The sequence below is a fragment of the Microbacterium sp. 1S1 genome, assembly GCF_008271365.1.
In the GTDB taxonomy this organism is placed as follows: Bacteria; Actinomycetota; Actinomycetes; order Actinomycetales; family Microbacteriaceae; genus Microbacterium.
The window spans coordinates 82,610-102,754 of sequence record NZ_CP043430.1; the positions used below are offsets into that span (position 1 = coordinate 82,610).

A 20,145-nucleotide genomic window follows, 5' to 3' on the forward strand; every position below is an offset into this window, starting at 1 on the left:
CCATCCGATTCCGCAGGGCTTCCGAACACCTCTCGACGCCACGGAGAGGCCGTGGCCGGAGTTTCGAAGGAGCTCGACATGTTCAGCACCAAGAAGAAGGTCACCGCAGCAGTCACCCTGGGTCTGGCGAGCGCATTCCTGCTCTCGGCATGTTCCATGGGCAGCGGAACGAGCACGGAGGAGTCGTCGGAGCCGACGACCCCGGAGACGTCGGAGTCGACGCCGATGGAGATGGACCCCGCCGCGAACCTCGTCGGCCCCGGCTGCGAGGCGTACGCCGAAGAGGTCCCGGACGGCGCCGGTTCCATCCAGGGCATGTCCCAGGACCCGGTGGCGGTCGCCGCCTCGAACAACCCCATGCTGAAGACCCTCGTGTCGGCGGTGAGCGGCGAGCTCAACCCGGACGTGAACCTCGTCGACACTCTGAACGGCGATGAGTTCACCGTCTTCGCCCCGGTCGACGACGCCTTCGCGAAGATCGACGCCGCGACGATCGAGACCCTGAAGACCGACAGCGACCTGCTGACGTCGATCCTCACCTACCACGTCGTCCCCGGCCAGATCGAGCCGTCCGACATCGAGGGCATGCACACGACCGTGCAGGGCGCCGACGTCGAGGTGACCGGCAGCGGCGACGAGTGGATGGTCAACGACGCCAACGTCATCTGCGGTGGCGTGCAGACCGCGAACGCGACCGTGTACCTCATCGACTCGGTCCTGATGCCCCCGGCTGAGTAAGCCAGGGACGGTGCCGGCGACCCGACCGGCACACGGCCTCCCCCGGTTGTCAGGAGGGACACGGGGCAGGTGAAGGGGCCGTCGGCGAGCTGTGGCGCCGACGGCCCCTCGTCGTGCGCCCTAGACTGGGAGCACGGGCCTCTAGCTCAGTTGGCAGAGCATCGGACTTTTAATCCGCGGGTCGTGGGTTCGAGCCCCACGGGGCCCACCGCATCCTCAGTCGTGACCACCCGTGTTCCCGGCGATCAGGTCGTCACGGATTCCGGCGACGCCACCGGGCAGCGTCTCACCGTGCATGACGAAGTCCGGGGCGTCCGGGCTCCCCCCGATGCCGCAGACGGCGACGTTGTCCTGGCCGTCGATCGTCTCCGGCACGGCCACGAACCACACTCCGGACTGCTCCAGCCACTCGGTGGTCGCCATGTCGGCGAAGAACGTCGCGTTCGGTGAGATCGTGCGGATCTTGTCCGTGCAGAGGGAGACGAGCTCCCCCTTCGTGAAGGCGCCGGCGGACGGTGGGGCCGACGTCTCGGTGGGCGTCGGGGTGATCGTGGGGGCGGGCGAGGTCGACGGCGTCGCGGAGCTGCTGGAGGTCGCCGTCGGCGTCGGTTCCGGAGACGGGGTGCAGCCGGCGAGGACGATGAGCACCGGAACGAGGAGGAGGGCGGGACGGAGGCGCATGCCTGGATCGTATCGAGGACGTGCCGGGGTTTCGCGCAGCGCGGCCGTGCCCTGTATCACCGCCGCAGCCGAGTGGCCACCCCCTGGCGGGACTCGGAACGCGGCGAGAAGGTCGAGGAGTGCCCGGAACAGGGCGATCCCCCACCGAAAGGACGGACCATGACTCTCACCGGAAACCGTGTGGCATTCCTGGCGACGGACGGCTTCGAGGATAGCGAACTCACGAGCCCGTGGGAGGCGGTGACGACCGAAGGCGCCAGCGCCACGCTCATCGCCCCGGACGGTGCGGCCATCACCGGCAAGAACGGTCACGAGCAGGCCGTCGACCTGAAGTCCGCCGACGCCTCCGCCGATCAGTTCGATGCGCTCGTGCTGCCCGGCGGTGTGGTGAACGCCGATCACCTCCGCATGGACCAGGCCTCCATCGACCTTGCCCGCGCCTTCTTCGAGCAGCACAAGCCCGTCGGTGTGATCTGCCACGGTGCCTGGATCCTCATCGAGGCCGGAGTCGTGGACGGCCGGACGATCACGAGCTACCCGAGCCTGAAGACCGACCTCCGCAATGCTGGCGCGAGCTGGGTGGACGAGGAGGTCGTCGTCGACGAAGGCCTCGTCTCGAGCCGCACGCCCGACGACCTGCCGGCGTTCAACGCCAAGCTCGTCGAGGAGATCGGCGAAGGCAAGCACGCCGGCCAGACCGCGTGACGCTCAGCTGACGCGCGCCCGATGGCGCCGCACGGCCGCCCGGTTCGCGCACCTCACGGAGCAGAACCGCTGGCGGCCGTTGCGCGTCACGTCCGCGACGACGTTCGTGCACGGGGCGGCCTCGCAACGGCCGAGCCTGCTCATACCCCGGGTCACGAGGTGCAGTGCCGTGCCGAGGTTGATGATCGCGCGGAGGACGAACGGCAGCGACCGCACGTCGTCCCGGTAGTGGAGGTGCCATCCCTCGTCGTCGTGATTGGTGAGGCGAGGATAGGCGCCCGCGGCGGCGAGCTGGGCGTTGAGAAGTGTCGCGCGCGCGTCCGGGTCCGCCTCGTCGACGATGGCGAGCCAGTCGTCGATCACCGCGCGCACCTCCGCGTGATCGTCGGGCGCGGGAGGGAAGGTCTGCGTCATACCGAGAGCGAGCGTGCGCTCCTCGATGCCCGCCCGGTCCTCCGGCCAATCGTTCGCGAGAGAAGCGGCGAGGAGGACCGCGTACTCGCCGTAAGGGTTGAGATGCATAAGACCATTACATCACCCTGGGTCCATGACCTCACCCGACACCCTCCCGATCCCCCGCCTCTCGTCCCCCGCCGAGACCCACGAGCACGCCTGGCTGGTCGAGTCGCACCATCCCACGAGCGAGGGCATGGTGCTGTACGTCCGCTGCACGGGGTGTGCGAGCAGACGCGTCGACCTCGCCGGCCACCCGCAGACCCCGCCGACGGCGCTGAGCCGCGCGGTCAGTCCGTCAGCGTGAGGAGCTTCCGGACCGTGCGCAGATTCCGTGCCGTCCCGGCGACTCCGAGCGCCCTGTCCAGCACCGCCTTCGTGAGCTTCGTGGTGTGCACTCCGCCGGCGGCGTAGTCGATCCAGAGATCCTCGCCGATGAGGGCGACACGCTCCCCCGGGACCAGCCGCTCGCCGAGGACGTCGAGGGCACCGGTCGCCGGCGGACCCTCGAGGAACATCGCGTGCACGAGCTTCAGGTCCCCCTCCGGGAAGGGCTGCGCTGCTTCCGAAGCCGCGAGCTGGGCATGGGTGCGATGGATCACGGGGGTGTCCACGCCGAACTCCGCCGCGATGAGCGCCCGCACCGTCCCACAGGCGGCCGCCGGGTCGGACGGGGTCGCGCAGAGGATGTTGCCGCTGGCGATGTAGGTGGAGACGTCCTCCAGGTCGGTCGCGGCGGTGAGCACCTCACGCAGCCGCGCCATGGGCACGCTGTTGCGTCCACTGACGTTCACGGCGCGGAGAAGGAGGACGCTGCGACTCATGCCTCCGCGCTCTCGAGGAGTTCGGCTCCCGCGTGTGCGAGTTCCGCGAGAGCGGCAGCGCTCGGTTCCGGTGCGACCCCGGCGACCAGGTCGGTGAGCACCCGGACGTGGACGCCGTGGGCGATGGCATCAAGAGCGGAAGCCCGGACGCAGTGGTCCGTGGCGATGCCGACGACGTCGGCCGTGACGACGCCGGCCGCGCTCAGGACCGCGGCGACCGTCGCCCCATCGTCGGTGACACCCTCGAACATCGAATAGGCCGGGCGCCCCTGACCTTTGCGTACGTGGTGCGTGACGCTCTCCGTCGTCAGCAGCGGGTCGTAGTCCGCTCCCGCGGTCCCGGCGACGCAGTGCGCCGGCCAGGAGTCGGAGTAATCGGGGGTTTCGGAGAAATGCCCGCCGTTGTCCCCCTCGGCGTCGTGCCAGTCCCGGGACGCCATGATGACCTCGTAGTCCGCGGCGTGCGACGAGAGGTAGGCGGAGACGGCGGCAGCCACCGCATCGCCGCCCTCCACCGCGAGGGCTCCACCCTCGGTGAAGTCGTTCTGCACGTCGACGATGAGAAGCGCTCTGCTCATTCCTCGAGCGTACGCCCGCCTCCCCGTACGCCGGAACGGCGAAACCCCCGGGATCACGGGGATCCCGGGGGTTTTCCTGAGCCGCTTGTCAGAATCGAACTGACGACCTTTTCATTACGAGTGAAATGCTCTGCCGACTGAGCTAAAGCGGCGTGCGACGCGTGAGCGGCGCGATCACCGATATTACCCTGTCTCGCGCTCACTCGCGAATCGAGCCCCGCTCACTCGCAGCGCAGGCCGTCTTCCGGCACCACGTCCTCGAGCAGGAACGCCTCCACCGCCTCGTCGACGCAGACGTTGCCCTTGTTGTAACCGGTGTGTCCCTCGCCCACGCGGGTGATGAGGACCCCCTCGGCGAGCTGGTCGGCCAGCGACTCCGACCACTCGTACGGGGTCGCCGGGTCGTTGGTGGTGCCGACGACGACGATCGGGCCCGCACCCTCCGCCGTGATCTTCTCGCGGGTCCCGGTCGGCGGATACGGCCACACCTCGCACGGATCCGGTCCCGACCAGTACGGCGCGATGGTCGGAGCACCCTCCGCGATCTTCTTCTCGGTGGCGGCCTCGGCGGCGGGGTCGTCCTCGACCGGGTAGTCCATGCAGTTGTACGCACGGAACGCCTCGGTCGAGTTGTCGATGTAGGTCCCGTTCTCACGGCCGTTGTAGTAATCCGCGAGCACGAACGCGGTCGTCGGATCACCCTGCAGCGCCTCGTCGAGCGCCTGGGTGAGGATCTCCCAGCTGTCCTGGGAGTACAGCGCCGCGATGATCGCGGTCATCATCGCATCGGCGCCCATGAGTCGCCCGTCGCCGTTCTCGAGGGGCGTGCGGTCGGCGCTCGCGAGCAGAGCGCCGAGGTCGGCCATCGCCTCGTCGACCGTGCCGTTGAAGGGGCACGAGCCGGAGTCGAGGCAGTCCTGCATGTAGGCCCGCAGCGCCGACTCGAAGCCGAGGGCCTGCGTGGCGCCGACCTCGAGTCCGGGCACGGAGGGGTCGATGGCCCCGTCGAGGACGAGCCGGCCGGCCTTCTCCGGGTACAGCTTGGCGTAGGTCGCGCCGAGGAACGTGCCATACGAGTACCCGAGGTAGTTGAGCTCCTTGTCGCCCAAGACGGCGCGGAGAAGGTCCATGTCCCTGGCCGCGTTCACCGTGGTGATGAAGGGCAGAATCCCCTCGCTGTTGACGTCGCACGCCTCGCCGAAGGCGCGTGCCGAGTCGAGCAGCTCGGATTCCCACTCCGGGGTTCCCCGGGGCGCGGCGGGGATGCCGTACAAGTACTCGTCCATCTCCTTCGCGTCGTAGCAGGTGACGGCAGTCGAGGAGCCGACGCCACGGGGATCGAAGCCGATGACGTCGTAGTTCTCGATGAGGGCCGGGCCGACGGCGTAGTCGAGGGACCCCTGGATGAGGTCGACGCCGCTGGCGCCCGGCCCGCCGGGATTGGTCAGCAGGGAGCCGACCGCCTCACCCTGGGCACGATGCCGCACGACAGAGAGTTCGATCTCGCCCGCGCCGGGGTCTTCCCAGTCGAGCGGCGCGGTGACGGTGGTGCAGTCGAAGCCCTGACCGCAGTCCGTCCACTCCAGCTCCTGGGAGTAATAGGGCAGCAGATCTTCGGCGACGCCCTCGGTGTCCGGCGTCTTCTCCACGGCCGGGCGCGACGACTGCTCCGGGATCATGGCGTACAGGCACCCGGACAGCGCGACCGAGGCCGCCGCAAGGCCGGCGACGATCGCCGCAGTGCGGCGGAGGCGGGGCAGGGATCGAGTCTTCACGGTTTCCTCCCGCTCGTGACGGTCACGAGCAAACTCTCGAGCGCGAGAAGCGGGGCGACGTTGCGCTCCAACGCCTCACGGGTCTCGGCCAGATGATCGAGCACGATGAGCGTCCGCTCCACGCTCCAGGCGGCCGCGAGGTCGGTCAGCTCGGTCTGCAGCTCGCGGTTGATGAGATCGTCCCCTCGGCCGTACTGCAGCATCACCACGTCCCGGAAGAGCGACTGCAGATCGGTGAGGACGCGGTCGATGCCGTCGCGGAGACTCCGCGTCGCGCGCTTCTTCTGCTCGTCTTCGAGTGCCGACACCTGCGCCCGCAGAGCTGGGGGCACCGCCTGCCCCTCGGCGACGCCGACGGTGCGGAGGAGCGCGGCCCGTTCGCTCGCATCCCGCTCCGCCGTGAGCGCCTTGGCGTCTTCCGTCGCGGCCTGGATGATGCGTCCGGCGACCTCGACGGCGTCGTTGACCCCGCGCACCCCCAGCACGGCCCGGAGCGTCTCGTCGCGGCGGCGCCGTGCGGCGTCGTCGGTGGCGAGGCGCTGCGCCATTCCGATATGGCGCTGCGCGTGGCGTGCGGCCTGCTCGGCGACGGCCTCGTCCACCCCCGTACGGAGGCTGATGAGGCGGGACACGTCCGCCACGTCGGGCTCGCGGAGCCGCAGCGACCGCACGCGGGAACGGATCGTGGGCAGGAGGTCGGCCTCGCTCGGAGCGCAGAGGATCCAGACCGTCTGCTCGGGCGGCTCCTCCAGCGCCTTGAGCAGCACGTTGGAGGTGCGCTCGACCATGCGGTCGGCGTCTTCGACGACGATGACCCGGTACCGACCGGCGGACGGGGCGAAGTACGACCGCTCCACGAGGGCCCGCGCCTCGGCGATGGTGATGATCACCTTGTCGGTGCGCAGCGCGGTGACGTCCGGGTGGGTCCCGGCGAGGACCTGACGCATGGTGGCCTCGTCGTCCGGCCCCTCCGCGATGAGAGCGGCGGCGAACGCATAGGCGAGTGTCGAGCGACCGGACCCTGGCGGGCCGGTGATGAGCCAGGCGTGCGAGAGCGCCGCCGGATCGGACGAGGCGGCGCGGAGCGTATCGATCGCGGCTTCCTGCCCCCAGACGTCGGCCCACGGAAACGGTGCGGCGAGGGTCGAGGGCATGCACTCAGCCTAATCGGGACCGCCGACGCCCTCGCCACCGGCTCGGCCCCGTGCACCGACCGCGGGAACGCGATCGCCGGGGAGGATCAGTCGAGGAGAGCGGAGACGCGGCCGCGGATGCGGTCGGCGATGCGCTCCGGCGCCTCAGCGGCGTCGAGCACCAGGAAACGCTCGGGCTCAGCCCGGGCGAGCTCGAGGTACGCCTCCCGCACGCGGGCGTGGAAGGACTCCTGCTCCGCCTCCAGCCGATCGAAGGGCTTGTCGGCGGAGTCGAGGCGGGTGCGCGCCGCGGCGGGATCGAGATCGAGGAGGACGGTCAGCGCCGGCAGAGCTCCTTCCGCCGCCCACAGGGACAGGTCCCGGATCTGCGCGGCGTCGAGCACGCGCCCGGCCCCCTGGTACGCCACGGAGGAGTCGAGGTAGCGGTCCTGCAACACGATCTCTCCGCGCGCGAGGGCGGGGCGTACGACGGTCGCCACGTGATGGGCGCGGTCGGCCGCGTAGAGCAGAGCCTCGGCGCGAGGGGCGATGTCGCCCCGATGGTGGAGCACGATGTCGCGGATGAGCTGACCGACCTCGGACCCTCCGGGCTCCCTGGTGCGCACGACCGTTCGACCGCTCTGCTCGAGCCAGGTGGCCAGGAGATCCGACTGGGTGGTCTTCCCGGAACCGTCCCCGCCTTCCAGCGTGATCCAGAGGCCGGGGCCTGCCGTCACGAGTCCGCCTTCTCGGCTGCCTTCGCCGCCGCGTTCGCCGCCCTGGTCGCCGCCGCCTTCTTGGCCGCGGCCGAGCGTGCCGCCGATGTGGTCGAGGTCTTCGCCGCCGTGGACTTCTTGGCGGTGGAGGCCGTCTTCGTGGCCGGAGCCTTCTTCGCAGGCGCCTTCTTGGCCGGAGCCTTCTTCGCCGGAGCCTTCTTCGCCGCTCCCCGCTTGGGCGCCGGTCCCTTGGCGCGCTTGTCGGCGAGCATCTGCACGGCGATCTCGAACGTGATGTCGTCCGGGGTCTGCCCGCGCGGGATCGTGACGTTCGTCTCACCGTCGGTGACGTACGGGCCGAATCGGCCGTCACGCACGCGGATGGGCTTGCCGCTCACCGGGTCGGCGTCGAACTCCGCGAGCGCGCTCGACGCCCGGCGAGCGCCGTACTTGGGCTGCTGGTAGATCTCCAGCGCCTGTTCCAGCGTGACGTCGAAGATCTGCGACTCGCTCTCCAGTGACCGCGAGTCGGTCCCCTTCTTCAGATACGGACCGAAGCGGCCGTTCTGCGCGGTGATCTCGTCACCCGTCTCCGGGTCGACTCCGACCACGCGCGGCAGGCTCAGCAGCTGCAGCGCGGTGTCCAGGTCGATCGTGTCGACGGACATGGAGCGGAACAGCGATGCGGTGCGGGGCTTGGGCGCCGCTTCCTTCTTCGAGCCGCGCTTCGGCTTGGGCGCCTCGACGACCTCGCCGGTGGCCTCGTCCACCGCGGCGTCGTCGGACACCGGGTCGTTCTCCTGCACGTAGGGACCGAACCGTCCGTCCTTGACGACGACGACCTTGCCGTTCTCCGGGTTCACGCCCAGGACCCGATCGCCGGCAACAGGCGCGTCGATGAGTTCCTGCGCCTTCTCCGGCGTGAGCTCGTCGGGGGCGAGGTCTTCTGGGACGTTGACGATCCGGGGCTTGGCCTCCGGGTCCGCCGGGTCGGCGACTTCGAGGTAGGGACCGTACTTGCCGAAGCGGAGGGTCGCGGTGTCGGTGATCCGCGTCGAATTGAGTGCGCGGGCGTCGATCTCGCCGAGGTTGTCCACGACCTGCCGGAGTCCCACGTGCGAGTCGGAGCCGAAGTAGAACGACTTCAGCCACTCGACGCGGTTCTGCTCGCCGCGCGCGATGGTGTCGAGGTCGTCCTCCAGCGCCGCTGTGAAGTCGTAGTCGACGAGGTCGGCGAAGTGCTCCTCGAGCAGCCGGACCACGCTGAACGCGAGCCACGTCGGCACGAGGGCCTGGCCGCGCTTGACCGCATACCCGCGGTCGAGGATGGTCTCCGGGATCGTGGCGAACGTCGAGGGGCGTCCGATGCCCTTCTCCTCGAGCACCTTCACCAGGGAGGCCTCGGTGTAGCGCGGCTTGGGCGTCGTGCGGTGACCCTTCGCCTCCGCGGCGGACACGGCCAGCTCGTCGCCGACGGCGACAGCGGGAAGGGACTGGTTCTCGGCGGCGTCGGCGTCGCTGCGCTTCTCGTCACGGCCCTCTTCGTACGCCTCGAGGAAGCCCTTGAACGTGTAGACCGTGCCGGAGGCGGTGAACTCGGCCGTCTGGCCGTCCGCCTCGACCGCGATGGTGACGGTCGTCGTCTCGTACTTGGCATCCGACATCTGGCTCGCGACCGTGCGCTTCCAGATGAGGTCGTACAGCCGCTGCTCCTCGCGGTCGAGCTCGCCGGACAGCGAGGACGGGGTGCGGAAGTTCTCGCCGGAGGGACGGATCGCCTCGTGCGCCTCCTGGGCGTTCTTGCTCTTCGACTTGTAGACCCGCGGCTTGAGCGGCACCGCGTTGTCGCCGTAGAGAGCGACGGCTTGGCTCCGCGCCGCCTGCACCGCCTGGGTGCTCAGCGCCGTGGAGTCGGTACGCATGTAGGTGATGTACCCCTTCTCGTAGAGGCGCTGGGCGACGCTCATCGCCTGCTTCGCGCTCATCGAGAGCTTGCGTCCGGCCTCCTGCTGCATGGTGGAGGTGGTGAACGGGGCGTAGGGGCTGCGGGTGCCCGGCTTGGCCTCGACCTTGGTGACGGTTCCCGCACCCGCGGCATCCACGGCGCGGGCCAGGGCCGACGCCTTGGCCTCGTCGAGAACGACGACCGCCTTCTTGAGCTTCCCGGTGTCGTCGAAGTCGGACCCGCGGGCGAGCTGCCCCCCGTCCACGCGCACCAGGCGGATGCGGAAGGACGTACCGGTCGCAGCGGCATCGGCGTCGACGTCCCAGTACTCCGCGGAGACGAAGGCCATCCGCTCGCGCTCGCGGTCGACGATCAGGCGGGTCGCGGCGGACTGCACCCGGCCGGCCGAAATCCCCGTCTTGACCTTGTACCAGAGCACGGGCGAGACGTCCCAGCCGTAGAGGCGGTCGAGGATGCGCCGGGTCTCCTGCGCGTCGACGAGGGCGTGGTCGAGTTCACGGGTGTTGCCGACCGCGGCCTGGATCGCGTCCTTGGTGATCTCGTGGAACACCATGCGCTTGACGGGGACCTTGGGCTTCAACGTCTCCAGCAGATGCCAGGCGATGGCCTCCCCTTCGCGGTCCTCATCAGTGGCGAGCAGGACCTCGTCGGCGTGCTTCAGGGCGCGCTTGAGTTCGGCGACCGTCTTGGTCTTGCGGTCCGAGACGACGTAGTAAGGGTCGAAGCCGTTGTCGATGTCGATGGAGTACTTGCCGTAGGCCTTCTTCGCCTCGGCCGGGATGTCCTTCTTGTCGGCGAGGTCGCGGATGTGGCCGACGGAGCTGAGCACCTCGTAGCCGTCGCCGAGGTATCCCTGAATAGACCGCATCTTCGTCGGGGACTCGACGATGACGAGCTTCTTGCCTTCAGCCAAGGGGCGTCCTTTCTTCGAAGCACACCATACACACCGCTGTTCTGGGGTCGTTCACAGCGGGCGAGGGGTAGAGCCGCCGTCATGGTTCCTCGGGTGGCCCAGCGCGGGCTCGGGAGACAGCAGCGAGTCCAGCGTACGCCGCCTCCACCGACACGGTCGCCACATCCCCTTCCAGCGAACAGCGCGTCAGCGCTGCACCGTTGGCCGCGGCGACCGTCGCGGCCAACGCGCACGGCTCCTCAGCCGTCGGCACGGCTCCGCTGGCGGCGTCGGCCGCGGCCAGCGCGGCGGCGTCCGACGCTCCGGCCGTGCGCTGAGCGGTGACCGCTGCCCCGCCGACAGCCGCGAGCCCGAGGGACAGGGTGCCGCTCACGACGAGGAGGGCGGCTGCGAGCGCCGACCCGGCCATCAGCGTCCTCCGTCGAGGGCGCAGCTCGATGCCCGCAGGGGGAACCCGATGACGGCGCCGACCGAGACCCGAACGGTCGCCGTCGTGCACACGAGGCCGTCGGACTCCGTGAACGACGCTCTGGCGCCGGGGACGGCTCGGTCCACGACGCGCACCGCCGCGGCCGTGTCCTCACCACGACCCAGGAGACGAGCCGCGTCGGCAACGGCGTCCTGGAGCGCCACCTGTCGGGATGCCGCCCCAAGAGCGCCGACGCCGAGCAGCAGAACGAGCAGCACGGCGGGCAGTGCCACGGCGAGCTCCGCGGCGACGCCCCCGCGATCGTCGCACCCTGCTCGGCGCACCGATGCCACCGGGAGACGGGGAACGCCCTGCGCGCTCATGAGACCGTCAGGGCTCGACGGACGAGGCCCGTGAGGATCCCGCGCACCTCGTCCGAGCGCATGATCGCCACCAGCAGACCCGCGAACGCGACGGCCGCCATCGTGGTGATGGCGTATTCCGCTGTCGCAGCTCCGGTGTCATCGCCGAAGAGGGCGCGGGCACGGCGGCGGTCCAGGGTGGGCAGGGTCTCGGTCATGTTCGTACCTCTTTCTTCTCGGGGATCTCGGTCGGTCAGGTCGGCAAGGGCGTCGCAGCGAGCACGCTGAGCAGGAGGGGCGCGACGCCGAGCAGGAGGAACGCCGGCAGCGTGCAGACGCCCAGCGGGAGCAGCAGTCGAGTGGAGAGCCGAGCGGCACGGAGGCGTCCGCCGACCCTCGCTCGGTGACGGTCCTGCGCCGCGGCGGCGCGCAGCAGCTCCACGGCGGGAACACCGGCGGCGCGGGACAGGTCGAGCACCTGACGCACCCGCTCCTCGCCCAGGGGATCGACCACGCGCGTCTCGGCCACGAGCCGGCGGGCGCGGTCGATCGGGACACCACCCGAGAGCGCCACGGCCATGAGCTCTGCCGCCATCCCCGGGGTGCGCGGATCGGCAACCGCCCGACGCAGCAGTCGCCGTGTCCAGAGCCGGGCGGCGAGGACGAGCAGCAGACCTGCGACCGCGCACGCGGTCCCCAGCGGGTTCTGCACCACCACGCCGAACGTGTCGAATCCGAGCGCGACTCCGAGCAGCAGACCGGAGAGCGGCATCCAGAGCAGCAGCCGCGCCGTGCCCGCCGGCTCGGCGAGGGCCACCCGCACGTCGTCCGCCGCCGACGCCGCGTCACGGAGCGCCTCGGCGACACTGCGGAGCACGTCCGCGAGGGGGGCGCCCACCGTCGTGGCGATCTCCCATGCGGCCGCGAGCTCGACCCACATCCCTCCCTGCGCCTCGAGCGCGGAGACCAGCGGCATGCCGTCGTCCGTGCGCGCGAGAACCGCCGCTGCGACGTCGTCCCCGGTACTCGCCAAGTGGCGCCAGGCGACGAGAGGGGTGGCCCCCGCCTGGAGCAGCACGGCGAGCGTCTGTACGGAGTCGGCCGCCTCCGGCGCCGTCGCCTGACGGCCGAAGCGCCTCACCACGGGCGCACCTCCTCGAGCGCCAGGCGGTCCCGCGCGATGAGGAAGCGTCCCGCGCTGCGGATACGGCGTATGCCGTCCGTGGTCCTCTCGAGATGCAGCACGACGGTGAACGCGCTCACGGCCTGGCGCGCGAGGGCGACAGCGTCCATGCCTGCCAGGGCGCCCAGCGCCTCCAACCGCGCCGGAACGTCCGACAGGCCGCTGGCGTGCAGGGTGCCGGCCCCTCCGTCGTGCCCGGTGTTGAGGGCGGCGAGCAGTTCGCGGACCTCTTCACCGCGGCACTCGCCGACCACGAGGCGGTCCGGTCTCATCCGTAGCGACTCCCGGACCAACCGGGCGAGATCGATTCCGCCTGCCCCTTCGAGGTTCGGCTGACGCGCCTCCAACGCCACGTGGTGCGGATGGCGGGGCCGCAGCTCGGCGACGTCCTCGATCGTGACGATGCGCTCGTCGTGCGGAACGGCGGACAGTAGAGCCGACAGCATCGTCGTCTTGCCGCTGCCCGTGCCTCCCGTGAGGAGGACGTTGGCGCGGGAGTGCACCAGCCCCCTGAGCCACCGTTGCTGGCGAGCGTCGAACGCACCGCGCGCGGCGAGCCCGTCGAGATCGGCCGCGTGCACACGGGGGATCCTGATCGAGAGAGCCGTCCCCTGCGCAGCCACGGGGCCGAGCACCGCATGCACGCGCACGCCAGAGCCGAGCCGCACGTCGACGCAGGGCGTCTGGTCGTCGAGGTGACGACCACCGAGCGCCACGAGAGCGACCGCGAGGTCGCGGACCTCGCGCTCCGTGCCCCGCCACGCCGCGATGTGCTCCGCGCCGTTCCCCCGGTCGACGAACAGGGCGTCCGCACCGTTCAGGAACACATCGGTGACCGCCTCGTCGACGAAGGCTGCGAGGGGCGCGAACGCCGGTTCCGCTCTGAGCGCCGCCTGCGGGGAGGCAGGCGCCTCGCCGGAGGGCCCGGACAGGCGGGGCTGGATGACGAATCGATCGGTCATACCGGGACAGTAGGGACGTCTCGATGCTCAGCGGCCGGGGGTCCCGGCGTCCTGCCGGCGGCTGTGCACAACACCGACCCCCTGAGACCGGTGCAGGACGAGGCTGGCGCGAAGGCGAAGGGAGCGCTCCCACGAGAAAGGGCGGCATCTCACGGGGGGAATGAGATGCCGCCCACGGCGGCTCTCGATCCGGGGGAATCGGGCTCGCCAGGGCCGGAATGAGATCTCGGCTGCCGTCGAGTGTACGCAAGGCGACCGTCCTGACAAAACCCGTGTCACTACCGACTTTCGGCAGTATTCGGCGGTCTGGGCCGAGGATAGATTCACCCTGACCTGGTCGCACTCCCCCTGCGCCCATGCCTGAACGACCCGAACGCCGCAAAGGAGCGCCTGCCGATGAGCAGTCAGATCGATCATCTTCTCGACGAGACCCGGCGATTCGCGCCGTCGGAGGAGTTCGCCGCCCAATCCGTCGCTTCCCGGGAACTCTACGAGCGGGCCGCCGCCGACCGCGAGGGGTTCTGGGCCGACCAATCCCGTGAGCTGGTGCACTGGCACAAGCCGTTCTCGAACGTTCTCGACTGGAGCAACCCGCCCTTCGCCAAGTGGTTCGACGACGGCGAGCTCAACGTGGCGTACAACTGCCTCGACCGGCACGTCGAGGCCGGCAACGGCGATCGCGTCGCGCTCTACTGGGAGGGCGAGCCCGGCGACAGCCGCCGGATCACCTACGCCGAGCTGACCGACGAGGTCAAGCGCGTCGCCAACGTGCTCGAAGGCCTCGGAATCGGCCAGGGCGACCGCGTCGCGATCTACCTGCCGATGATTCCCGAGGCCATCGCCGCCATGCTCGCCGTCGCACGCGTCGGCGCCATCCACTCCGTCGTGTTCGGCGGCTTCAGTGCGGACAGCCTGCGCTCCCGGATCGACGACGCGGGCGCCAAACTCGTCATCACAGCGGACGGCGGCTACCGCAAGGGTCGGGTCTCCGCTCTGAAACCGGCGGTCGACCAGGCCCTGGCCGACCGTGGCGACGGCGAGCAGCAGACGGTCGAGCACGTGCTCGTGGTCAAGCGGGGCGAGAACGAAGTGGAGTGGATCGAGGGGCGGGACCTCTGGTGGCACGACGTCGTCCCTGCGGCCTCCGCCGAGCACACCGCACAGGCCTTCCCGGCCGAGAACCCGCTCTTCATCCTCTACACCTCCGGAACGACCGGGAAGCCGAAAGGCATCCTGCACACGTCCGGCGGCTACCTCACGCAGGCCGCGTACTCGCACAAGAACGTCTTCGACCTGAAGCCGGAGACGGACGTGTACTGGTGCACCGCCGACATCGGCTGGATCACCGGCCACAGCTACGTCACCTACGGCCCCCTGGCGAACGGGGCCACCCAGGTGCTGTACGAGGGCACGCCGGACGCCCCGCACCCCGGTCGCTGGTGGGAGCTCATTGAGAAGTACAAGGTGTCGATCTTCTACACGGCCCCGACCGCGATCCGCTCCTTCATGAAGATCGGTCGCAGCGTCCCGCAGAAGTTCGACCTCTCGTCGCTGAGGGTCCTCGGCTCGGTGGGCGAGCCCATCAACCCCGAGGCCTGGATGTGGTACCGCGAGGTCATCGGCGCCGGCAAGACCCCGATCGTCGACACCTGGTGGCAGACCGAGACCGGCGCGATCATGGTGTCGGCACTCCCCGGCATCACCGCCACGAAGCCCGGGTCGGCGCAGGTGCCGCTGCCCGGGATCTCGATCGACGTGGTGGACGAGCAGGGAGTCGAGGTCGGCAACGGCAACGGCGGCCTCCTGGTGATCACCGAGCCGTGGCCGAGCATGCTCCGCGGCATCTGGGGAGACCCGGAGCGGTTCCGCGAGACCTACTGGGAGAAGTTCGAGAAGCAGGGCTACTACTTCGCGGGCGACGGTGCCCGCCTCGACGAGGACGGCGACCTGTGGCTGCTCGGCCGGGTCGACGACGTCATGAATGTCTCCGGCCACCGGCTGTCGACCGCGGAGATCGAGTCCTCGCTGGTCGCGCACGAGGCCACCGCGGAGGCTGCGGTCGTCGGCGCCTCGGATGAGACCACCGGTCAGGCCGTCGTGGCCTTCGTCATCATCAAGGAGAGCTACCTCTCCGCCCACGACCCGGCCGGACTCGCCCAGCAGCTCAGGCTCTGGGTGGGCGAGCAGATCGGCGCGATCGCGCGTCCCCGTGACGTGTACATCGTCGGCGAGCTGCCGAAGACGCGCTCCGGCAAGATCATGCGGCGTCTGCTGCGGGACGTCGCGGAGGGCCGTGAGGTGGGCGACACCACGACGCTCGCGGACACCGCGGTGATGAGCATCATCTCCGCCCAGGTCAAATAACGAGAAGACCCCGGGTTCACGCCGAGACCCCCTGCTGCGGATGCCTGCAGCAGGGGGTCTCGGTGATTGTGCGGGGTCTCGGCGACCCGGGCGGACCTACGCGAGGCGGAAGGTGACCTCGACCTCGACGGGGCTGCCGAGCGGGAGCTCGGCGACCCCGACGGCCGCGCGCGCGTGCCGGCCCTCTTCGCCGAAGATCTCCCCGAGGACCTCGCTCGCGCCGTTGACGACGCCCGGCTGGCCGGTGAAGCCCTCCGCGGAGCCGACGAACCCGCCGACCCGGACGACGCCGGCGAGACGATCGACACCGCCCGCGACGTCGGCGGCAGCGGCAAGCGCGTTCAGGGCGCAGGTGCGGGCGTACCCCTTCGCGTCTTCGGCGGAGACCTCCGCACCGACCTTGCCGGTCGCGGGCAGAGCGCCGTCGACGAACGGGAGCTGACCCGACGTGTAGACGAGCCCGCCGTGCACGACGGCGGGGACGTAGGCGGCGACCGGGGCGGCGACGGCGGGCAGCTCGATGCCGAGCTCGGTGAGACGGGCGGCGACGCTCATGCCTGGCCTCCCTCGAACTGGCGGGCGGCCTCGGCGGCGGCCGCGAGACCGGCGTTGGACGAACCTTCCGTCGTGACGGGGCGCTTGAAGTAGGCGACCAGCCCGCCCTCGGGCCCCTGCACCACCTGGACGAGCTCCCAGCCCTGCTTTCCCCAGTTGTTGAGGATGGCCGCGGTGTTGTGGATCAGCAACGGCGTGGTGAGGTACTCCCACGTGGTCATGGCACTCCTGTCGATCAGGGCGCGTCCAGGGCAGACCGGGCCGCGCTCGTCAAAGCCGGTATTCAGGGAACTCCCCTACGATCAAGCGTATGCCCCAAAAGAACCGCACGGTGAAGGGCGTGCTCGGCGGTCTCGTCGGGCTCGTCGGACTGAGCGCCATCGCCGGTCTGCTGGTCACCGCCAGCGTCACCCCCGTCCTCGCGATGACCGGCGTCGCCGGCTCCACGGCGCTGACCATCTTCGATGAACTGCCCGAGGTGCTCAAGGTCGACACCCCCATGGAGCAGTCGACGATCTACGCGACGAACCCCGAGGGCAAGCCGGTCGTGCTGGCCTCCTTCTACGAGCAGAACCGCGTCCCGGTGACCTACGAGCAGGTCGCCCCCGTCCTCTACGACGCGATCCTCTCCAGTGAGGACAAGAGCTTCTACACCCATGGCGGCGTGAACCTCGGCGCGACCGTGAAGGCCCTCGTTGACAACGTGCGGGGGACGTCGAGCCGTGGCGCCTCGACCATCAGCCAGCAGTTCGTGAAGAACGTGCGCATCCAGCAGTGCGAGCAGAACGTCAACACGGCCTCCGAGACCTACGCGGACGACCTGGAGCAGTGCTGGAAGGATGCGACGAACGCCACCGGGGTGGACGGCATCGAGCGCAAGCTCCAGGAGATGCGCTACGCCATCCAGATCGAGAAGGACTACTCGAAGAACGACATCCTCCTCGGCTACCTGAACATCGCGAACTTCGGTGGCACGGTCTACGGCATCGAGGCCGCCGCGCGGTACTACTTCTCCACCACCGCGAGCAAGCTCACCGTCGGGCAGGCGGCGACGCTCGCCGGTATCGTGCAGAACCCGAACACGTACCGCATCGACAAGCCCGGCGGCACCTACACGACCGACGACGGCGTGGGCCACAACTCCGCCGATGACGGCTACAAGGACACCAAGGACCGCCGCGACTACGTGCTCGGCCGCATGCTCAAGGACGGCAAGATCACGCAGGCGCAGCACGACGAGGCGAAGGCCGCGGCGATCGAGCCCGACATCACGGTCCCGACGCAGGGGTGCGCGGCTGCCGGCCGCAACGCCTACTTCTGCCAGTACGTGAAGTCGATCGTCGAGAACGACGAGGCGTTCGGAGCGGACCGCCAGGAGCGCCGCGATCTGCTCCGCCGCGGCGGCCTCAAGATCTACACGACGCTCGACTTCCGCGTGCAGGACCCGGCGGCCGAGGAGATGGCCAACGTCGTCCCCGCGAACTTCGACAACAAGTACTTCGGCGCCGCCGGCGTCTCGATCGAGGTCGGCACCGGCCGGATCCTCTCGATCACCCAGAACACGAAGTTCGCGGAGACTCCCACGACGGACCAGGCGTACTCGTCGCTCGTGTTCGCGGGCGACCAGAAGTACGGCAACTCCGGGGGCTTCCAGGTCGGCTCGACCTACAAGCTCTTCACCCTCATCGACTGGCTCGAGAAGGGCCACTCCGTGCGGGAGAACCTGAACGGCACCGTGCAGACCAACCTGCAGATCCCGGTGTGCGGCAGCCCGCAGCCGACGAACACCGCGGAGATCGGCAACTTCGGGGGAGGGCGCGGGTTCGGCGGAACCCCGATGACGTTCACCGCGCAGTCGCTCAACAGCGGCTACTTCGCCATGGCCTCCAAGCTCGACGTCTGCGACATCAACAAGGTCGCCGACAAGATGGGCGTCACGCTGGCCAGCGGTGACAAGGTCACGGAGGAGAACGTCCCCTACGACGTCCTCGGTCCGAAGAACATCTCCCCCCTCGCCATGGCCAATGCCTATGCGACGGTCGCGAGCGGCGGCACGTACTGCACGCCACGAGCCATCGACAAGGTGATCGATGCCGAGGGCAAGGAGCGCCCGCTTCCCAAGGCCTCCTGCACCGAAGGCGTCCTGTCCAAAGAGGTCGCGGCGACCGCGGCCTATGCGCTGCAGGGCGTGATGGCCAACGGAGGCACGGGCGCGCGAGCCAACCCGTTCGACGGCACCCCGCTGATCGGCAAGACCGGAACCCACGATCGCTGGTCGACCATGATGATCGAGTCCAGCACCAAGGTCGCGACCGCGGTCTGGGCCGGTCGCTCGAACGGAAACCACGACAACGTGTTCAACGTCTGGGCGGGGAGCGACACCCTCAACAACCTGCGGTACCCGCTCGCACGAGCCGCACAGCACGCCGCGAACCAGGCGTACGGCGGGGACCGATTCCCGGAGCCGGACGGCAACCTCATCCGGCAGATCCGTGTCGACGTGCCCGACGTGGTCGGGCAGACCGTCGACGAGGCGACCGCGACGCTCAAGCGCGCCGGCTTCGGCGTCGCCGTCGGTGCCCCCGTGGACAGCGACAAGGCGACGAACATCGTCGTCGAGCAGAGTCCGTCCGGTCAGGCGACCGCCGGAGCAACAATCACGATCTCGCCCAGCAACGGCAATGGCGCGACGGTCCCCGACGTGACGGGACAGAGCCCGACCGACGCCAACGCGGCGCTCATCGCGGCGGGCTTCACCACGGTCGAACGCGAAGGTTCCTGCAACGCAGAAGGGGCGACCGTAACCGCGACGACGCCCGCTGCGAACTCCGCGGCCACCAAGGCCACACCGATCCGAGTGTCGTGCAAGTAGGCGCGTCCCGCGCGGCGCACCCGGCCCTCATCGCGCTCGGCGCGGTGGGGGCCGTCGGTGCGGCTGCCGCGGTCTGGGGCATCGGTATCGAGCGCTACCTCTTCACCGTGCGGGAGGTGTCTGCCGAGGCCCTTCCGGCGGGGGCTGCTCCCCTGCGCATCCTGCACCTCTCCGACGCCCATATGGCGCCCTGGCAGCATCGGAAGCAGGACTGGCTCGCATCCCTCGCCGACCTGAAGCCGGACCTCATCGTCAACACCGGCGACAACCTCGGGCACGAGGACGGCCTCCAGGGCATCCGCCGAGCCTTCGCCCCGTTCGCCGGCATCCCCGGTGTGTTCGTGCACGGCTCGAACGACGTGAACGGCCCCTCGCCGCGGAATCCGCTTCGCTACTTCGCCGGTCCCTCACAGAAGCATCGCGAGCCCACGCTGCTCGACACGGCCGCCATGGACCGCTACTTCACGGACGAGCTCGGGTGGGCAGACCTCAACAACGCGGCCACGCGACTCACGGTGCGCGGCGCCGCGGTGGACCTGTTCGGGGTGGACGATGCGCACCGCGACTGGGAGCGCCTCGACGTCCTGCCCGCCGCCCTCGACGCCCTCGGACCGCGCGCCGAGACGACGCCGTTGCTCGGCGTCACCCACGCGCCGTATCAGCGAGTGCTCAACGGCTTCGTCGACCTGGGCGCGGACGCCATCCTCGGCGGACACACGCACGGTGGGCAGGTCTGCCTCCCCTGGTTCGGTGCGATCGTCGCCAACTGCGACATCCCCCTGAAGCAGGCCAAGGGGCTCAGCACCTGGACGCACGGCGGCCGCTCGGCGCCCCTCAACGTCAGCGCCGGCTGCGGACACTCGATCTACGCCCCCGTGCGTTTCGCGTGCCGCCCGGAGGCGACACTGCTCACGCTGACGCCGCGCGTCTGACCGCGGCGCAGCCCGCGCCACGCG

Annotated in this window: 21 protein-coding genes and 2 tRNA genes; 7 read left to right on the top strand and 16 right to left on the bottom strand. The window is 69.9% G+C overall.

Annotated features, from left to right (window positions below; translation table 11 throughout):
• The first annotated feature begins 78 nt into the window (after window positions 1-78).
• Both FY549_RS00425 and FY549_RS00430 read left to right on the top strand, forming a co-directional pair.
• Complete coding sequence (locus tag FY549_RS00425) at window positions 79-738, top strand: fasciclin domain-containing protein (RefSeq protein ID WP_149083344.1); 660 nt, start codon at window positions 79-81, stop codon at window positions 736-738.
• Window positions 739-873: 135 nt separating this feature from the next.
• Window positions 874-946, top strand: a tRNA-Lys gene (locus FY549_RS00430).
• 8 nt (window positions 947-954) lie between these two features.
• On the opposite strand, the gene FY549_RS00435 is transcribed toward FY549_RS00430, so the two are convergent.
• On the bottom strand, window positions 955-1,419 hold the full coding sequence (locus tag FY549_RS00435) for a hypothetical protein (protein ID WP_149083345.1): 465 nt from the start codon (window positions 1,417-1,419) through the stop codon (window positions 955-957).
• A gap of 159 nt (window positions 1,420-1,578) precedes the next feature.
• On the opposite strand from FY549_RS00435, the gene FY549_RS00440 reads away from it, so the two are divergent.
• Window positions 1,579-2,124 carry a type 1 glutamine amidotransferase domain-containing protein gene (locus tag FY549_RS00440; protein WP_149083346.1) on the top strand — a complete coding sequence of 182 codons (546 nt, stop codon included), beginning with the start codon at window positions 1,579-1,581 and terminating at the stop codon, window positions 2,122-2,124.
• A 3-nt stretch (window positions 2,125-2,127) separates the two neighbouring features.
• Here the strand turns inward: FY549_RS00440 and FY549_RS00445 are convergent, their stop codons facing one another.
• Window positions 2,128-2,646 carry a CGNR zinc finger domain-containing protein gene (locus FY549_RS00445; protein WP_149083347.1) on the bottom strand — a complete coding sequence of 173 codons (519 nt, stop codon included), beginning with the start codon at window positions 2,644-2,646 and terminating at the stop codon, window positions 2,128-2,130.
• A gap of 25 nt (window positions 2,647-2,671) precedes the next feature.
• Between FY549_RS00445 and FY549_RS00450 the strand changes: the two genes are divergently transcribed.
• Window positions 2,672-2,884, top strand: a complete 213-nt coding sequence (locus tag FY549_RS00450; protein ID WP_149083348.1) for a hypothetical protein — start codon at window positions 2,672-2,674, stop codon at window positions 2,882-2,884.
• On the opposite strand, the gene FY549_RS00455 is transcribed toward FY549_RS00450, so the two are convergent.
• The 12 genes from FY549_RS00455 to FY549_RS00510 form a co-directional block, all read right to left on the bottom strand.
• Entirely contained in the window at window positions 2,868-3,401 is a 534-nt protein-coding gene (locus FY549_RS00455) for a DUF1697 domain-containing protein (RefSeq protein ID WP_149083349.1), read from the bottom strand. The two genes, FY549_RS00450 and FY549_RS00455, sit on opposite strands and share 17 nt — an antisense overlap.
• Window positions 3,398-3,979 carry an isochorismatase family protein gene (locus FY549_RS00460; protein WP_149083350.1) on the bottom strand — a complete coding sequence of 194 codons (582 nt, stop codon included), beginning with the start codon at window positions 3,977-3,979 and terminating at the stop codon, window positions 3,398-3,400. The genes FY549_RS00455 and FY549_RS00460 overlap by 4 nt, the downstream gene beginning before the upstream one ends.
• Window positions 3,980-4,058: 79 nt before the next feature.
• Window positions 4,059-4,131: transfer RNA gene (locus FY549_RS00465), tRNA-Thr, on the bottom strand.
• A gap of 69 nt (window positions 4,132-4,200) precedes the next feature.
• On the bottom strand, window positions 4,201-5,754 hold the full coding sequence (locus FY549_RS00470; RefSeq protein WP_187614890.1) for an alpha/beta hydrolase: 1,554 nt from the start codon (window positions 5,752-5,754) through the stop codon (window positions 4,201-4,203).
• Window positions 5,751-6,908 carry a DNA polymerase III subunit delta' gene (locus FY549_RS00475; RefSeq protein WP_149083351.1) on the bottom strand — a complete coding sequence of 386 codons (1,158 nt, stop codon included), beginning with the start codon at window positions 6,906-6,908 and terminating at the stop codon, window positions 5,751-5,753. The genes FY549_RS00470 and FY549_RS00475 overlap by 4 nt, the downstream gene beginning before the upstream one ends.
• Before the next feature lie 86 nt (window positions 6,909-6,994).
• Window positions 6,995-7,624, bottom strand: coding sequence for a dTMP kinase (gene tmk / locus FY549_RS00480; protein WP_149083352.1), 630 nt, complete (start codon window positions 7,622-7,624; stop codon window positions 6,995-6,997).
• Complete coding sequence (gene topA, locus FY549_RS00485) at window positions 7,621-10,482, bottom strand: type I DNA topoisomerase (protein WP_149083353.1); 2,862 nt, start codon at window positions 10,480-10,482, stop codon at window positions 7,621-7,623. The genes tmk and topA overlap by 4 nt, the downstream gene beginning before the upstream one ends.
• Window positions 10,483-10,561: 79 nt before the next feature.
• Complete coding sequence (locus tag FY549_RS00490) at window positions 10,562-10,891, bottom strand: Rv3654c family TadE-like protein (RefSeq protein ID WP_149083354.1); 330 nt, start codon at window positions 10,889-10,891, stop codon at window positions 10,562-10,564.
• Window positions 10,891-11,184, bottom strand: coding sequence for a TadE family type IV pilus minor pilin (locus FY549_RS00495; protein ID WP_259614194.1), 294 nt, complete (start codon window positions 11,182-11,184; stop codon window positions 10,891-10,893). The genes FY549_RS00490 and FY549_RS00495 overlap by 1 nt, the downstream gene beginning before the upstream one ends.
• 86 nt (window positions 11,185-11,270) lie before the next feature.
• Window positions 11,271-11,471 (bottom strand): DUF4244 domain-containing protein, encoded by a 201-nt coding sequence (locus FY549_RS00500; RefSeq protein WP_149083356.1) that lies wholly within the window; start codon window positions 11,469-11,471, stop codon window positions 11,271-11,273.
• Between the two features lie 35 nt (window positions 11,472-11,506).
• A complete protein-coding gene (locus tag FY549_RS00505) occupies window positions 11,507-12,397 on the bottom strand; it encodes a type II secretion system F family protein (RefSeq protein ID WP_149083357.1) in 891 nt (296 codons plus the stop codon).
• Window positions 12,391-13,398: a TadA family conjugal transfer-associated ATPase gene (locus FY549_RS00510; RefSeq protein ID WP_149083358.1), complete on the bottom strand. Its 1,008-nt coding sequence runs from the start codon at window positions 13,396-13,398 to the stop codon at window positions 12,391-12,393. The genes FY549_RS00505 and FY549_RS00510 overlap by 7 nt, the downstream gene beginning before the upstream one ends.
• A gap of 396 nt (window positions 13,399-13,794) precedes the next feature.
• Between FY549_RS00510 and acs the strand changes: the two genes are divergently transcribed.
• Window positions 13,795-15,762: an acetate--CoA ligase gene (acs, locus tag FY549_RS00515; protein WP_149083359.1), complete on the top strand. Its 1,968-nt coding sequence runs from the start codon at window positions 13,795-13,797 to the stop codon at window positions 15,760-15,762.
• A gap of 96 nt (window positions 15,763-15,858) precedes the next feature.
• Here the strand turns inward: acs and FY549_RS00520 are convergent, their stop codons facing one another.
• The gene (locus tag FY549_RS00520) at window positions 15,859-16,317 is read right to left on the bottom strand and encodes a RidA family protein (protein WP_149083360.1); all 459 of its coding nucleotides are present in this window, start codon (window positions 16,315-16,317) and stop codon (window positions 15,859-15,861) included.
• Complete coding sequence (locus FY549_RS00525) at window positions 16,314-16,538, bottom strand: hypothetical protein (protein ID WP_149083361.1); 225 nt, start codon at window positions 16,536-16,538, stop codon at window positions 16,314-16,316. The genes FY549_RS00520 and FY549_RS00525 overlap by 4 nt, the downstream gene beginning before the upstream one ends.
• Before the next feature lie 89 nt (window positions 16,539-16,627).
• Between FY549_RS00525 and FY549_RS00530 the strand changes: the two genes are divergently transcribed.
• Window positions 16,628-19,189, top strand: a complete 2,562-nt coding sequence (locus tag FY549_RS00530) for a transglycosylase domain-containing protein (protein ID WP_200839003.1) — start codon at window positions 16,628-16,630, stop codon at window positions 19,187-19,189.
• Window positions 19,180-20,121 (top strand): metallophosphoesterase, encoded by a 942-nt coding sequence (locus FY549_RS00535; RefSeq protein ID WP_149083362.1) that lies wholly within the window; start codon window positions 19,180-19,182, stop codon window positions 20,119-20,121. The genes FY549_RS00530 and FY549_RS00535 overlap by 10 nt, the downstream gene beginning before the upstream one ends.
• Window positions 20,122-20,145: the final 24 nt, after the last annotated feature.